Genomic DNA, 14,561 nt, shown 5'->3' on the forward strand with positions numbered 1-14,561 from the left:
CTTGCCCGCTATCTTGTATCAATGTATGATACAGAGCGAGGGGCCAGACGTTGATTGTTTCGTTCAAAGGCAAGGCGGTCGAAGCGGTAGCCGAAGGGAAGGCGCCGAAAGGTTTTCCGCCGGATCTGGTGGCTCGTGGCGAACGTCGTCTTCGTGCAATCACCAATGCCGCCCAATTGAACGACCTTCGATCACCGCCTGGAAACCATCTCGAAGCCCTGAAAGGGAGTCGATCTGGACAGCACTCGATTCGGATCAACGACCAATGGCGCATCTGTTTCAAATGGACCGCAGCTGGTGCCGAGGACGTAGAGATCGTTGACTAACATTGAGCGGGCGCTTGCCCTAACCTTTTGAGGATCCCGATGCTCAAGTTCACACGTCCAATTCACCCGGGAGAATTCCTGCGTGAGGAATATCTTGTTCCCCTCGGCATGAGTGCCGGTGCGCTGGCGAAAAAGCTCAACCTTCCGCGCACCCGCATCGAACGGATTGCCAAAGAGGAGATCGGCCTGACTCCTGACACCGCCCTTCGCCTCGCCAGATTCTTCAACACCACGCCCGAATTCTGGATGAATTTTCAGCAGGCCTATGAGCTTGAAACCGAGGCAAGGAAACTCGCGCCGGAACTCGAGAAGATCGAACCGCTGAAAACGGCGGCATAATCGGCTCTTAAAAACTTCCCAGTTCCAAACCGCCTGCCGGTTCACAGAGCCGCTGTGATGGCATTTGCATCACAACGGCTCTTTATTCTTTTTTGCATGATCTTTTTCCGAAAACCGGTTCCCACTTTTCGGGATCATGCTCTAATGTTGCGCTGCAACCCGTGTCCCCGGTGAACCATGTCCGATGCTCCCAAGACCTCCGGCATGACCCGGCTGAGGAACTATTTCCTCACGGGCTTCGTCGTCTGCGCGCCGCTGGCGATCACCGCCTATATCGCCTGGTCGTTCATCGGTTGGGTCGATTCCTGGGTAAAGCCCTATATTCCGGCACGCTATAGCCCCGACAGCTACCTGCCGTTTCCGGTCCCGGGGTTCGGGCTGATCGTCGCGCTGATCCTGATCACACTGATCGGGTTCCTGACGGCCAACATTGTCGGCCGCGCCATCGTCAATTTCGGCGAGCGCCTGCTTGGCCGCATGCCGCTGGTGCGTGGCATCTATGGCTCGCTGAAGCAGATTTTCGAGACCGTGCTGTCGAACAAGGGTGACATGTTCCGCCAGGTCGGGCTGGTCGAATATCCGCGCAAGGGCGTCTGGTCGCTGGTGTTCGTCGCCAGCGAGAAGGAAACCGAGATCAACCAGAAACTCGACCAGGAAGGCGATCCGCTGATCGCCGTGTTCATGCCTTGCACGCCGAACCCGACCACCGGGTTCCTGATGTATGTGCCGAAGTCCGACATTGTGCTGCTCGACATGACGATCGAGGACGGCGCCAAGCTGATCGTCTCCGCCGGGCTGGTGGCGCCCGAAGTCAAGCCAATGGTAGTCGTGAACGGCGAGCCGATCGATGTGCTTGCCAACCCATCGGTTGCCGCCTTGGCTCAGCCGGCGCGCAGGAGCCGGACCGCTTCGTCGCGCCCGAACAAGTAGAGCAACAGGCGCAACGCCTCGCCACGCTCGGACTGCAGCTCCGGGTCACGTGACAGGACCAGCCTGGCGTCGTCACGAGCGGCCTCCAATAGATCGGCATGCGCCTCGATGCGAGCTACCTGAAAACCCGGCGTGCCGGACTGGCGGGTGCCCAGAAGTTCGCCTTCGCCGCGCAGCTTCAGATCTTCTTCGGCGATCAGGAACCCGTCCTCGGTTTCGCGCATCACCGACAGCCGGCGTTTTGCGGTCTCGCCGAGCGGGTCCTTGTAGAGCAGCACGCAGGACGACGACTTGTCGCCCCGCCCGACGCGACCGCGCAACTGGTGCAACTGGGCAAGGCCAAAGCGCTCGGCATGTTCAATGACCATGACGGTGGCGTCCGGCACGTCGACGCCGACCTCGATGACCGTGGTTGCGATCAGGATGCGTGTCTCGCCCTGCTTGAAGGCGCGCATTGCTTCGTCCTTGTCGGCACCCTTCATGCGGCCGTGGACGAGGCCGATGCGATCGCCGAAGAGCGGTTTCAGGGACGCAAAACGGTCCTCGGCCGACATCAGCTTGATCTCTTCGGATTCCTCGACCAGCGGACAGATCCAGTAGATCTTCTGGCCGCCGGCGACGGCCTCGACCATGCGGCCAACCAGCTCGTCGAGCCGCTCGAGCGGCAGCGTGACAGTGCGGATCGGCTGGCGGCCGGCCGGTTTTTCCGTCAGCTTCGACACGTCCATGTCGCCAAAGGCAGTCAGCACCAGGGTGCGCGGGATGGGCGTGGCCGTCATCACCAGCATGTCGGGTGCGTCGCCCTTGGCTGTGATGGCAAGCCGCTGGTGGACGCCGAAGCGATGCTGCTCGTCGATGACGGCGAAGACCAGGTCGTGGAAGGTGACCGTCTCCTGGAACAGCGCGTGGGTGCCGACGACGATGTCGATCTCGCCGCTCGCCAGGCCGGCCAGCGTATCGGTGCGCTCGCGGCCTTTCTCGCGGCCAGTGAGGATGGCGATACGCAGCCCGACCTTGGCGGCAAGCGGCGCGATCGTCGCCAGATGCTGGCGCGCCAGGATTTCGGTAGGCGCCATCAGTGCTGCCTGGCCGCCGGCCTCGACAGCACGCGCCATGGCCAGCAGCGCGACGACCGTCTTGCCGGAGCCGACATCGCCCTGCAGGAGGCGCAGCATGCGCTCGGGATCGGCGAGGTCGGCATTAATTTCGGCGAGCGCGAATTCTTGGGATGCGGTCAGCGAATATGGGAGTGCGGCGCGCAGTTTCTCGACGATGCTGCCGTCACCGACCAAAGGACGGCCGGACAGGCGGCGGATTTTTGTCCGCACCAGCGCCAGCGAGACCTGGCCCGCCAGCAACTCATCATAGGCGAGGCGCCGCCACGCAGCACCATCGATGGAGACATCGATCGGGTCGGCCGGATTGTGAATGCGCGCGAGCGCATCGCCAAACGTGGGAAAGGTGTGCCGGCGCATGAAGGCGCCGTCCTGCCATTCGGCGAATGTGGGCAACCGCGCCAGGGCCTGGCCGATCGCCCGGCGCAGCACCTTGCCCGAGAGCCCGGCGGTGAGCGGATAGACCGGCTCGACCAGCGGCAGGTTTTCCGCTTCGCTGGCCAGCGCGATATGGTCGGGGTGGACCATGGTCGGGCGGCCGTTGAACCATTCCATGCGACCGGAGACCACGACATGCTCGCCCTCGGGCATCGCCTTTTCGAGATAGGAGGCATGGGCATGGAAGAAGGTCAGCGCGATCTCGCCGGTGTCGTCATGGGCGTACACGCGGTAGGGCACCGACCTGTTGCCGCGTGGCGGCGGCTGGTGGCGGTCGATGCGCACCTCAAGCGTGACGATCGCGCCTTCGGCCGCGAGCGCTATACCCGGGCGGTTGCGACGGTCGATGACGGTGTGCGGCAGCACAAACAGAAGGTCGCCGGCGCGCGCGGCGCGATCACCGAGATCGGCCGTGACGACTTTCTCGATCAGCGCGCCAACCTTCGGTCCGACGCCGGCAAGCGAGGTGATCGGAACGAACAGCGGATCGAGGATGGAAGGACGCATGATGTCAGCTTATGTCGCGACGGCCGCAGCGCAAGGCTGACAGCCCCTTCTATCCACGCTATATGCGCCGCAGCAAGTGAGGATGCGGCACAATGACCGGGACGACGAGATCAAGCGAGGGGCTGGACGCCCGCCGCCGCAAGCTTCTGTTTCGCTCCTGGCATCGCGGCATGCGCGAGATGGACATGATCCTCGGCACCTTTGCCGACGCCGAGATCGGCGCCTTGACCGGCGAGGAAATCGACCAATATGAGAGGCTCCTCGACATTCCCGACACCGAATTCCTGCCCATGGTCACCGGCGAACGCCCGGTTCCCCTGGATATCGACTGTGCCGTCCTGCAAAAGATCCTGGCTTTCCGCCATTCCATGACATTCTGAACACAAGCAATTCCAGGAAAAGTGCGAAGCGGTTTTCCGTCCGGAATTGCGACAAACAAGACCGTGGTTTCATGAGCCTCATTCCCACCATAGGCCTGCCGAAAGGCCGCGCGGGCCAGTTCATCGTCGATGGCGTCGCCGATGGCTACGAAGCCTTCGCGCTGGTGCAGGCGGCGCTGGAGATCGCGCCCGACAAGCCGGTTCTGTTCGTGGCGCGCGACGGCCAGCGCCTGCCGGCGATCATCGAGGCGCTGTCCTTCGCGGCGCCCGGCCTCCCCGTGCTGGAACTGCCGGCCTGGGATTGCTTGCCCTATGACCGGGTCTCGCCCGGTTCGGACGCCGCCGCCAAGCGTCTAGATGCGTTGACCGCCATGATCGTGCTGGCGAAGAAGCCGCACCGCGCCGTCATCCTGACCACCGCCAATGCGTTGCTGCAGCGCATTCCGCCGGCCGACCTGGTCGAGGCGCAGACGTTTCATGCCAGGCCCGGCAACCAGATCGACATGAATGCGCTGGTGTCGCGGCTGGAGACGTCCGGGTTCGAACGCGTGCCGACCGTGCGCGGCATTGGTGAATTCGCCGTGCGCGGCGGCATTCTCGACTTGTTCGCGCCCGGCTGGACAGAAGCGCTCAGGCTCGATTTCTTCGGCGACACTCTGGAATCGATCCGTGTGTTCGATGCCGCCACGCAGCGCACCACCGGCCAGCGCAAGTCGATGGCGCTGCAGGCGATGAGCGAAGTGGCGCTGACGCCGGAAACCATCAGTCGCTTCCGCCGCTCCTATATCGAAGCCTTCGGCGCGCCCCAGCGCGACGACGGGCTCTATGCGGCGGTCAGCGAAGGACGACGCTTCGCCGGTATGGAGCACTGGCTGCCGTTCTTCTACGAGCGGCTGGAGACGGTGTTCGACTATCTGCCGGACACCCCTGTTGTGTTCGATCATCTGGCACATGAGGCGCTGGCCGAGCGCCACACGCTGATCCTCGACCACTACGAAGCGCGCAAGAAGCAGGCCGACAGCGCGCTGAAGGATGCGGTGCCCTACAAGCCAGTGCCGCCGGACCTGCTCTACCTCTCGCCGGAAAACCTGATTGCTTCGCTTGGGCCGCGCGAAGCGATCGACTTTACGCCTTTCGACGCGCCCGATGCCGGCGCCAAGAAAGTGTTCCATGCCGGTTCGCGCCACGGCCGCAGTTTTGCCGGAGAGCGCGCCGACCCCAGCATCAATGTCTTCGATATCGTCGTCAGGCACATCGCCGACGAGCGTGCGGCGCGCCGCCGCATCGTCATTGCCGGCTGGACCGAAGGTTCGCTCGACCGGCTTGGCCAGATCCTCAGCGAGCACCATCTCGGCAATCTCAAGCAGGTCGCCACGCTGGCGGAAGCGGAACAGCTCGAGCCGGGGCAGGCCGCATTGGCCGTGCTGCCGCTGGAATCCGGTTTCGAGACCGAAAGTCTGGTCGTCGTCGCCGAACAGGACATTCTCGGCGACCGGCTGATCCGGCGCTCCAAACGCAAGAAGCGCGCCTCGGACTTCATCGCCGAAGCCTCGGCGTTGTCGGCCGGCGACATCGTCGTCCATGCCGACCATGGCATCGGCCGCTTCATCGGCCTGCGCACCATCGAAGCGGTCGGCGCGCCGCATGACTGCCTGGAAATCCACTATGCCGGCGACGACCGGCTGTTCCTGCCGGTCGAGAACATCGAGCTTCTGTCACGCTATGGTTCGGATTCGGCCGAGGCGACCTTGGACAAGCTCGGCGGCGGCGCGTGGCAATCGCGCAAGGCGCGGCTGAAGAAACGCCTGCTCGACATGGCCGGGCAATTGATCCGCATCGCCGCCGAACGGCAGATGCGCGCCGCACCGGCATTGGTTCCGGCCGAGGGCCTCTATGGCGAGTTCGCTGCCCGCTTCCCCTATGAGGAGACCGACGACCAGCAGACGGCGATCGACTCGGTTCGGGACGATCTGGGCGCCGGCAAGCCGATGGACCGGCTGATCTGCGGCGATGTCGGCTTCGGCAAGACGGAAGTGGCGCTGCGCGCCGCCTTCATTGCGGCGATGGAAGGATTCCAGGTCGCCGTCGTGGTGCCGACGACGCTGTTGTCGCGCCAGCATTTCAAGACGTTTTCGCAGCGCTTTTCCGGCCTGCCGATCCGCGTCGCCCAGGCGTCGCGGCTGGTCGGCGCCAAGGAGCTGGCCGAGACCAAGAAAGGCATCGCCGAGGGTCAGGTCGACATCGTCATCGGCACCCACGCGCTGCTTGGGTCCGCGATCTCGTTCAAGAACCTTGGCCTGTTGATCATCGACGAGGAGCAGCACTTTGGCGTCAAGCACAAGGAGCGGCTGAAGGACCTGAAGACCGATGTGCATGTGCTGACGCTGTCGGCGACACCGATTCCGCGCACGCTGCAATTGGCGCTGACCGGGGTGCGCGAGCTGTCTCTGATCGCCACGCCGCCGGTCGATCGCATGGCGGTGCGCACCTTCATCTCGCCCTTCGATCCGCTGGTCATCCGCGAGACGCTGCTGCGCGAGCGCTATCGCGGCGGCCACTCCTTCTATGTCGTTCCGCGCATTAGCGACCTGGCGGAAATCCATGATTTTCTGAGAGAATCCGTGCCGGAGCTGAAAGTGGCGGTGGCCCACGGCCAGATGCCGCCGGGCGAACTCGACGACATCATGAATGCCTTCTACGACGGCCAGTACGATGTGCTGTTGTCGACAACCATCGTCGAATCCGGTCTCGACATCCCGACCGCCAACACGCTGATCATCCATCGCGCCGACATGTTCGGCCTGTCGCAGCTCTATCAGCTGCGCGGCCGCGTCGGCCGCTCGAAGGTGCGCGCCTATGCGCTGTTCACGCTGCCGGCCAACCGCAAGCTGACCGACACGGCCGAGCGCCGGTTGAAGGTGCTGCAGTCGCTCGACACGCTGGGCGCCGGCTTTCAGCTGGCCAGCCACGACCTCGATATCAGAGGCGCTGGCAATCTTCTCGGCGAAGAGCAATCCGGCCACATCAAGGAGGTCGGCTTCGAACTTTACCAGCAGATGCTGGAGGAGGCCGTCGCCGAGGTGAAGGATTCCGGCGAGGTGCAGGATGGCGGCTGGTCGCCGCAGATCGCCGTCGGTACGGCGGTGATGATCCCGGAAGGCTATGTGCCGGACCTGCAGCTCAGGCTGGCGCTCTACCGCCGCCTCGGCGACCTCGAAAACACCGAGGAGATCGATGCCTTCGGCGCCGAGCTGATCGACCGGTTCGGCCCGCTGCCGGAAGAGGTGAAGCACCTCTTGAAGATCGTCTTCATCAAGGCGCTATGCCGCAAGGCCAATGTCGAAAAGCTCGACGCCGGGCCGAAGGGCGTCGTCATTCATTTCCGCAAACGCGAATTCTCCAACCCGGTCGGCTTGGTCCAGTTCATTGGCGAGCAGGGTTCGCTGGCCAAGATCCGGCCCGACCACAGCGTCGTGTTCGTGCGCGACTGGTCGACGGCCGAGAAGCGGCTGGCGGGTTCGGCCGTCGTCATGACGCAGTTGGCACGGCTGGTAGCGGCTTAGGGCTGGGCTAGGGACACCGGCTGGCCGGGCGCGGCCATTCGCCAGGCGGTCAAATCCGGTCTAGAATAGGAAATCGGCTTCGTGTATGGAGCCGCGATCCCCAAATGGGGTGGATCGGTGGGCGACGGCGCTCGCTTTGTTGTTTGACGCAATTCCGGACGGAAACCGTTTCACGCTTTTCCTGGAATTGCTCGGAAAGAGCTTTGGGTGCAGCGATGACGAAATGGTCGCCGAATTCGTGGAGAGCGATGCCGATCAAGCAGGTTCCTGCCTATCCGGACCTTGCCGCGCTGAAGAACACGGAAGCCCAGCTCGCCACCTTTCCGCCGCTGGTTTTTGCAGGTGAGGCGCGCAAGCTGAAGAAGCAGTTGGCGGCTGTCGCTGCCGGTGATGCATTCCTTCTCCAGGGCGGCGATTGCGCCGAGAGTTTTGCCGAACATGGCGCGGACAATATCCGTGACTTCTTCCGCGTCTTCCTGCAGATGTCGGTGGTGCTGACCTTCGCCGGCGCGCAGCCGGTGGTCAAGGTCGGCCGGGTTGCCGGCCAGTTCGCCAAGCCGCGCTCGTCCGACAACGAGACCAAGGGCGATGTGACGCTGCCGAGCTATCGCGGCGACATCATCAACGGCATCGAGTTCGACGCCAAGTCGCGCATTCCAGATCCTGCCCGCCAGGAGATGGCATACCGCCAGTCGGCGGCGACGCTCAACCTTCTGCGCGCCTTCGCGCAGGGTGGCTATGCCAGCCTGGAGAACGTGCATAGCTGGATGCTCGGCTTCGTGTCCGACAGCCCGCAGGGCGAGAAGTACGGTGAGCTCGCCAACCGCATCACCGAGACGATGGACTTCATGAAGGCCGTCGGCATCACCTCGGAAACCAACTATGCATTGCGCGAGACCGATTTCTACACCAGCCACGAGGCGCTGCTGCTCGGCTATGAGGAGGCGCTGACCCGCGTCGATTCGACATCCGGCGACTGGTACGCCACGTCCGGTCACATGATCTGGATCGGCGACCGCACGCGCCAGCCCGACCATGCGCATGTCGAATATTGCCGCGGCATCAAGAACCCGCTTGGCCTGAAATGCGGTCCGTCGCTGACGCCGGATGGGCTGCTGGAACTGATCGATCTGCTCAACCCCGAAAACGAGCCGGGCCGGCTGACGCTGATCGCGCGATTCGGCTCGGACAAAGTCGCCGACCATCTGCCGAAGCTGGTGCGCGCGGTGCAGAAGGAAGGCCGCAGCGTGGTGTGGTCGTCGGACCCCATGCATGGCAACACGATCGAGGCTGCCGGCTACAAGACGCGGCCGTTCGACCGCATCCTGAAGGAGGTGCAAACCTTCTTCGAGGTGCATCGCGCCGAAGGCACGCATCCGGGCGGCATCCATGTCGAAATGACGGGCAAGAACGTCACCGAATGCACTGGTGGCGCGCGCGCCATCACCGCCGAGGAATTGCAGGATCGCTACCACACGCATTGCGATCCACGTCTCAACGCCGACCAGGCGATCGAACTGGCCTTCCTGGTCTCTGACCTGTTGAAGAAGAGCCACCCGGTGCAGCACAAGCAGGCCGTTAACGGCTAAGCTTGATTTCGCCCCGAACGTTGACGGAAAAAGCGCTGGAGAAATCCGGCGCTTTTCGTTTTCAGCGTCCGCGTTCCCAGCGCAGGCCGGCGAGGCCGGGCCGAGGCGGCGCTCAGTCCTTCTTGTAGAGCAGCCAGCTCTTGCCGACGCGGCCGGCCATCGTCGAATGCCTGGTGACGCGGTTGCGGCCGCTGACCTTGGAGCGATACAGCGCGCGGTCGGCCTTGGTGTAGAGATCCTCCGGCCCCTCGGCTTCGGATGCCATGCAAATGCCCATCGAGACGGTGACGGTGCCGTAGTTCGTGCCGGTTTGGCTGCTGGTGAACGGCGTCTGCTCGATCAGGGCGCGGATGCGCTCCGCGATCTCGTAGGTTGCGTCCTCGCTGGCGCCCTCGATGATCAGCGCGAACTCCTCGCCGCCGGTTCGGGCGACGAACATGTCACCGCGAATGCTGGTCTGGAAGATGTCGGCGATGATCTGGATGATCTTGTCGCCGACCGGGTGGCCGTAGCGATCGTTGATGTCCTTGAAGCGATCGATGTCGGCAAGGATCAGGGCGTTGAACAGGATACCCTTGTTGCTGTTGTAGATCCTGGTGATTTCCTTGTCGAAGGCGCGGCGATTCCAGATATGGGTCAACGGATCGGTGTCGGCCAGCCGCTTGTACTCCTCAAGCTTCGACTTGACGCTCTCGAGTTCGGCCGTCTTGTCGCTGAGCGTCGAGGCCACCTGCCGGCCGTGGTCGATCGTCGAATTGGTGGCAATCGTCATGGCGTTGGCGATCTTCTGCAAAAGATCCTGGGAGAGAAGGCTGCGGTTGCTCAGTCCGCTCGATGTCTCGTCGAGGATCCTGCCGTATTTCTCGATGTGGCTGCGCTCGCTCCTCAACAGCGAAGCGACCTCCTCAAGCTCCTTAGCAATGACTTCCCTGGCATGCTCGACGATGCCTGGGCCATGGTTGTGGGCAAAGAAGGCGCGGCCGATCTGGTCCAGCTCATACTGTGTCGGCCGGTTGCTCAGCGAAACGACGGCGAGGCTGAGTTCGCGATTGGTGCCGCTCAGTGCCTCGTAGAAAATCTCGTAGTTGCGCGGCAAGCCGAGCACACCCAACTGGCGCATTGTGGCGACAACGGTGGCCGCGATATCGGTGCTTCGTTCGGTTGGGACAGCTGCCGGCTGCATGTTCTGATCACTCTTCCCCTTGGATCCCGCCGCAGAACTTGGGGGTTCCATTTGTCGCCAACCGGGGAAGGCTACCCGATAGTCCAGAACAACTTGCGAACAGACGCGTCCCCACCTGCGACATTCGCTCGCCATGACCATAAATGCGGGAGCGCTAAAGTTTCCTTAATTCGCTGAGGTTCCACGGCTTTTCTCTCTCTTGCGCTGTAGAGGCAGCAATTTGCGCACCGGCAAACCGGGATGAACGTCAGGTTTGGTGGCTTTGAATGCATTGCGCGCTGCAGAAAGGTCAGACTGGATTTCGGCTCGCCACACCAGCAAATGTCGCATTTGCTTGCGTATGGCTGCCACAAAGCTGGAATCCTGACGACGAAGCTGATGCCAGGCACAGGTTCTTCAAGGAGGGCGAAATGAGTGACAGTCACCGCGGATCGTGTCTGTGCGGAGCGGTGCGCTTCAGAACCGGCGGAGCGCTGCGCGGCGTCGTCTATTGCCACTGCTCGCAATGCAGGAAGCAGAGCGGACACTTCTACGCCGCGACCAATGTTGCAGACGCTGACATCGTCATCGAAGGTGGCGAAAGCATCACCTGGTACGAAGCGTCTTCCTTCGCCAGGCGCGGTTTTTGCAAGGCATGCGGGTCTCTGCTGTTCTGGAAGCCACGGGACCAGGGCTACGTTTCGGTCATGGCGGGATCGTTCGACGTGCCGACGGGCCTTGAGGGCGAATGCCATATCTTCGTCGGCGACAAGGGCGACTATTATTCGATCGACGACGGGCTGCCGCAGTTTGAAAAGTCGACGCCGTCCATACCGGTCGCTGAATGAATCTTGGACAAATCGCCTTATTCCTTTGATCTGGCCAGCCATTGCATTATCCCGTGCCGGTGATTCGCAAAGGGGTTTGGCATGCTGCGGCTGATCGACGCTTTTTTCAATTCAGTGCGGGCGTTTCGCAAGCTGGCCGTCAGCGAGAAGGCTTTCCAGCAGGAGCTGATGTTGCTCGCGCTCGCTTTGCCGCTCGGCTGGTTCGTTTCGATCTCGTGGCGTGGCTATGCCTTGCTGATCGGAGCGGTGCTGCTTCTGATCATGGTCGAAGTGCTGAACACAGGCATCGAGGCGGCCTGCGACGCCTTCAGCCGCGAATTCAATGTCGATATCCAGCTGGCCAAGGACTGTGGTTCGCTGGCGGTTCTGATTTCGGTGATCATCGTTGCCGGTGTCTGGGGTATCGCCATCATCGAACGCATCACCGGGCTACCGATCTGATGTTACAGCTCCTACATGACGGTAACCACCACCTGATCCCGACCATGATCCATTCCGAAAACCGGTATCCACTTTTCGGGATCATGGTCCGAGGAAACCGCCATGTCTGAAGTCACAAACCTTCTGCTTCTGGAGCGCCAAGGGCTACCGGACGATTTGCGCTGGCTGGCCGAGAAATACCCGCGCGAAAACTGGCAGGGCCACGCCAACATCCACGGCGTCGCCAATATGTGGCTGCAGCGTCACGACATGTTCCGCGAACTCGGCGGTATGCTGACCAACGGCATTGGCGACTACCGCGAGGGCAGGCTGATGGCGCCCGACTTCGCGCGCTGGTTCGCGCCACGCCTCAACCATTTTCTCGGCAATCTCGATGGCCACCACAATGTCGAGGATCATCATTATTTCCCGGTCTTCGCCAAGGCGGAGACACGGCTGAAGCGTGGTTTCGAGATCCTCGATGCCGACCATCACACCATCCATGAAGGGCTGGAGCGCAATGCCGAGGCAGCCAACGCCTTCATCAAGACGCTTCAGCAGAGCGAAGACAGACAGCGCTTCGCCGCCGACGCCTATGCCGACGAAAACAGCGGGCTGATCGCCATGCTGATCAGGCACCTTGCCGACGAGGAAGATCTGATCATCCCGCTGATCCTCGATCGGGGTGATGTGGCGCTTGGTATTGACTGATGCATGTCGCTCAAAGTGCTTGGCGGCTTTGGGGCAAGGACATGCATGGAAGCCAGATATCTCAGCTTTCCCTGGTCCGTTCCTTTTTCGCGACGTGGCGGGCGATCAGCCAGGCAAACACGGCCACCGTCAAACCGATGCCAAGCCCAACCAGCAACCGCTCGTGATGCATCAACGCCTGGCCGATGAAGTGTTCGGCCCCCAATCCAAAGACATAGCCAACCGTGCTGAAGACCACCGCCCAGATCACCGATGAGATGGCGTTGAGGATAATGAAACGCGGCGCCGCGATGTTGGAGAGACCGGCCGCGACGCCGCCGACAAGGCGCATGCCGTAGACGTAGCGGTTCGACAGCACGAAGATGTCGGGATGGGTGTTGAGCAGGCGAAAGGCCCGCCGGAAACCAGGCCGCCTGCGCAATCTGACGACATAGGGATGGTCGGCAAAGCTTCGTCCAAGAATGAAGAAGAAGGTGTCGCCGACGAAAGCGCCAAGGGCGGCCGCCAGGACGGTATGCCACAGCACGAAGACTTGCTGGTGCGCGAAGAAGCCACCGAGGATGGCCGCACTTTCACCCTCCGCGACACAGCCGAGGAAGACGGCAAGCAGTCCGTATTGTTCGATGAGGTGATGGATCGTTTCGGTCATGAAGACGGCAGCTGCTGCGAGAGCCTTTCGTCGATCCGCTTGACGAGGTCGGCCAGCCGCACGATCTCGTCGCGCATGCCGAGAATCTGGCCGTGGCGGAGTTCGTCCAGCTTTTCATGCAGCGCCATGATCTCGATCTCGGCTTTCAAATTGACCTCGTAGTCGTGGGCGGCGTCGATGCGGTCGCGCTCGGTCTGGCGGTTCTGCGCCATCATGATCACCGGCGCCTGCAAGGCGGCGATCATCGACAGCACGAGGTTGAGGAAGATAAACGGGTAGGGATCGAAGGCGTCGCGCGATAGGAGCCAGACATTGCCGGCGGTCCACACGACCAGGAACGCGATGAAGGTCAGGATGAAGGACCACGAGCCGCCGATGCGGGCGATCGTGTCGGCAAGGCGGTCGCCAAAGGTCTGATGGAAGGCGACGGCCTTGTTGGTGTCCCGCGAGATGGTGGTGCGTTCGAGCGTCGATTGCAGCACGCGGCTTTCGAGCTGGCTGAGGCCGTCCGGCCGTCGCTTGAGCCAGCGGTTCGCCAGGTCGTCGATCGTCTTGTTCATGGCCGTCTCCAAGGTCTTGGCTTGCCTAAAGCGCGTCGCGTTGAAACGGATTCAACCGACGCGCTGTAGCTCTTTGTTCTCATGCATGTCGTTGTCTCAAAACCGGGGCCACTTTTGAGCGACATGCACTAAGAGGTAGAGGCTGCCGGCCCTCACGGGAAGTGTTACATTGTCGCGAACAGCGAGGGATCGATGGTCGATTTTCAGAAAATTCGCCTGCGTGCGGCAAAGCGCAAGGGTGGCGAGGCGGAGCTTTCGTCACTTTTGGGGTCGGCGCCCGACAATGCCGCCGTGGCTGACATCGCTGACGATCGCATTCTGTCTGTTATGGCCGAGCGCGTCTTTGCCGCCGGTTTCGTCTGGCGCGTCATCGAACAGAAATGGCCGGGCTTCGAAGAGGCCTTCCTCCACTTCGAGCCGAAGCGGCTGTTGTTCCAGCCCGATGATTTCTGGCACGATCTGACGACCGACCAACGCATCGTGCGCAATCCGCAGAAGATCAAATCGGTGCGCGACAATGCTGCCTTCGTCGAGCGGGTGTCGAAGGAATATGGCGGTTTCGGCAAATTCCTTGCCGACTGGCCTGCGGACGATCAGGTCGGGCTGATGGCCTATCTCGGCAAGCATGGCAGCCGCCTCGGCGGCAACACCGGCCAGTATTTCCTGCGCTGGCTGGGCTGGGATGCCTTCGTCATTTCGGGTGATATGGGTGCGGCACTGCGCGATGCCGGCCTCGACATCGCCGAAAGCCCGACCTCGAAGAAGGATATCGACAAGATCCAGAAGCAGATCAATCAGTGGGCGACGGAGACGGGCCTGCCGCGCCGGCATATTTCGCGCATCCTGGCGATGTCGATCGGCGACAACCATTCGCCGGAAGCGCTGCGCGAATATATGGGCGACGACTGATCCCCGGTCGCCCAGCCACGATCTGACATTTGGTCTGGACACGAATGACATATGTCATTCGGTCTGGATTGGTCCAAACGAACGCCATTGCTCGGGCAAATTTGTCGCGCTAAGT

General features: G+C 62.1%; 14 protein-coding genes. 10 read left to right on the plus strand and 4 right to left on the minus strand.

Annotated features, from left to right (window positions below; translation table 11 throughout):
- The first annotated feature begins 50 nt into the window (after nt 1-50).
- From AC07FD_RS02070 to AC07FD_RS02080, 3 genes are all read left to right on the plus strand, one after another.
- Entirely contained in the window at nt 51-326 is a 276-nt protein-coding gene (locus AC07FD_RS02070; RefSeq protein WP_478348435.1) for a type II toxin-antitoxin system RelE/ParE family toxin, read from the plus strand.
- Between the two features lie 39 nt (nt 327-365).
- Nucleotides 366-665: a HigA family addiction module antitoxin gene (locus AC07FD_RS02075; protein WP_478348436.1), complete on the plus strand. Its 300-nt coding sequence runs from the start codon at nt 366-368 to the stop codon at nt 663-665.
- Between the two features lie 177 nt (nt 666-842).
- A complete protein-coding gene (locus AC07FD_RS02080; protein ID WP_095085130.1) occupies nt 843-1,595 on the plus strand; it encodes a DUF502 domain-containing protein in 753 nt (250 codons plus the stop codon).
- Here the strand turns inward: AC07FD_RS02080 and recG are convergent.
- Entirely contained in the window at nt 1,547-3,655 is a 2,109-nt protein-coding gene (recG, locus tag AC07FD_RS02085) for an ATP-dependent DNA helicase RecG (RefSeq protein WP_478348437.1), read from the minus strand. The genes AC07FD_RS02080 and recG overlap by 49 nt on opposite strands.
- A 92-nt stretch (nt 3,656-3,747) precedes the next feature.
- Here recG and AC07FD_RS02090 point away from each other — a divergent pair, with 92 nt between their 5' ends.
- The 3 genes from AC07FD_RS02090 (at nt 3,748) to AC07FD_RS02100 (ending at nt 9,187) form a co-directional block, all read left to right on the plus strand.
- The gene (locus tag AC07FD_RS02090) at nt 3,748-4,035 is read left to right on the plus strand and encodes a succinate dehydrogenase assembly factor 2 (RefSeq protein ID WP_478348438.1); all 288 of its coding nucleotides are present in this window, start codon (nt 3,748-3,750) and stop codon (nt 4,033-4,035) included.
- 71 nt (nt 4,036-4,106) lie between these two features.
- Entirely contained in the window at nt 4,107-7,598 is a 3,492-nt protein-coding gene (mfd, locus tag AC07FD_RS02095) for a transcription-repair coupling factor (RefSeq protein WP_478348439.1), read from the plus strand.
- A gap of 215 nt (nt 7,599-7,813) precedes the next feature.
- Nucleotides 7,814-9,187, plus strand: a complete 1,374-nt coding sequence (locus AC07FD_RS02100; RefSeq protein ID WP_184873933.1) for a class II 3-deoxy-7-phosphoheptulonate synthase — start codon at nt 7,814-7,816, stop codon at nt 9,185-9,187.
- A gap of 112 nt (nt 9,188-9,299) precedes the next feature.
- Here the strand turns inward: AC07FD_RS02100 and AC07FD_RS02105 are convergent, their stop codons facing one another.
- On the minus strand, nt 9,300-10,370 hold the full coding sequence (locus AC07FD_RS02105) for a GGDEF domain-containing protein (RefSeq protein WP_478348440.1): 1,071 nt from the start codon (nt 10,368-10,370) through the stop codon (nt 9,300-9,302).
- Nucleotides 10,371-10,780: 410 nt separating this feature from the next.
- On the opposite strand from AC07FD_RS02105, the gene AC07FD_RS02110 reads away from it, so the two are divergent.
- From AC07FD_RS02110 to AC07FD_RS02120, 3 genes are all read left to right on the plus strand, one after another.
- Nucleotides 10,781-11,197, plus strand: coding sequence for a GFA family protein (locus AC07FD_RS02110; RefSeq protein ID WP_478348441.1), 417 nt, complete (start codon nt 10,781-10,783; stop codon nt 11,195-11,197).
- A gap of 81 nt (nt 11,198-11,278) precedes the next feature.
- Nucleotides 11,279-11,638: a diacylglycerol kinase gene (locus tag AC07FD_RS02115; protein ID WP_478348442.1), complete on the plus strand. Its 360-nt coding sequence runs from the start codon at nt 11,279-11,281 to the stop codon at nt 11,636-11,638.
- A gap of 102 nt (nt 11,639-11,740) precedes the next feature.
- Nucleotides 11,741-12,328, plus strand: a complete 588-nt coding sequence (locus tag AC07FD_RS02120) for a hemerythrin domain-containing protein (RefSeq protein ID WP_478348443.1) — start codon at nt 11,741-11,743, stop codon at nt 12,326-12,328.
- Between the two features lie 61 nt (nt 12,329-12,389).
- Here the strand turns inward: AC07FD_RS02120 and AC07FD_RS02125 are convergent, their stop codons facing one another.
- Together AC07FD_RS02125 and AC07FD_RS02130 are read right to left on the minus strand one after the other, a co-directional pair.
- A complete protein-coding gene (locus tag AC07FD_RS02125) occupies nt 12,390-12,977 on the minus strand; it encodes a DedA family protein (RefSeq protein ID WP_478348444.1) in 588 nt (195 codons plus the stop codon).
- Nucleotides 12,974-13,537 carry a DUF1003 domain-containing protein gene (locus AC07FD_RS02130; protein WP_478348445.1) on the minus strand — a complete coding sequence of 188 codons (564 nt, stop codon included), beginning with the start codon at nt 13,535-13,537 and terminating at the stop codon, nt 12,974-12,976. Before AC07FD_RS02130 ends, AC07FD_RS02125 begins: the two co-directional genes overlap by 4 nt.
- 192 nt (nt 13,538-13,729) lie before the next feature.
- Between AC07FD_RS02130 and AC07FD_RS02135 the strand changes: the two genes are divergently transcribed.
- Entirely contained in the window at nt 13,730-14,446 is a 717-nt protein-coding gene (locus AC07FD_RS02135; RefSeq protein ID WP_478348446.1) for a DNA-3-methyladenine glycosylase I, read from the plus strand.
- The last annotated feature ends 115 nt before the right edge of the window (nt 14,447-14,561 follow it).

The sequence above is a fragment of the Mesorhizobium waitakense genome (assembly GCF_056431085.1).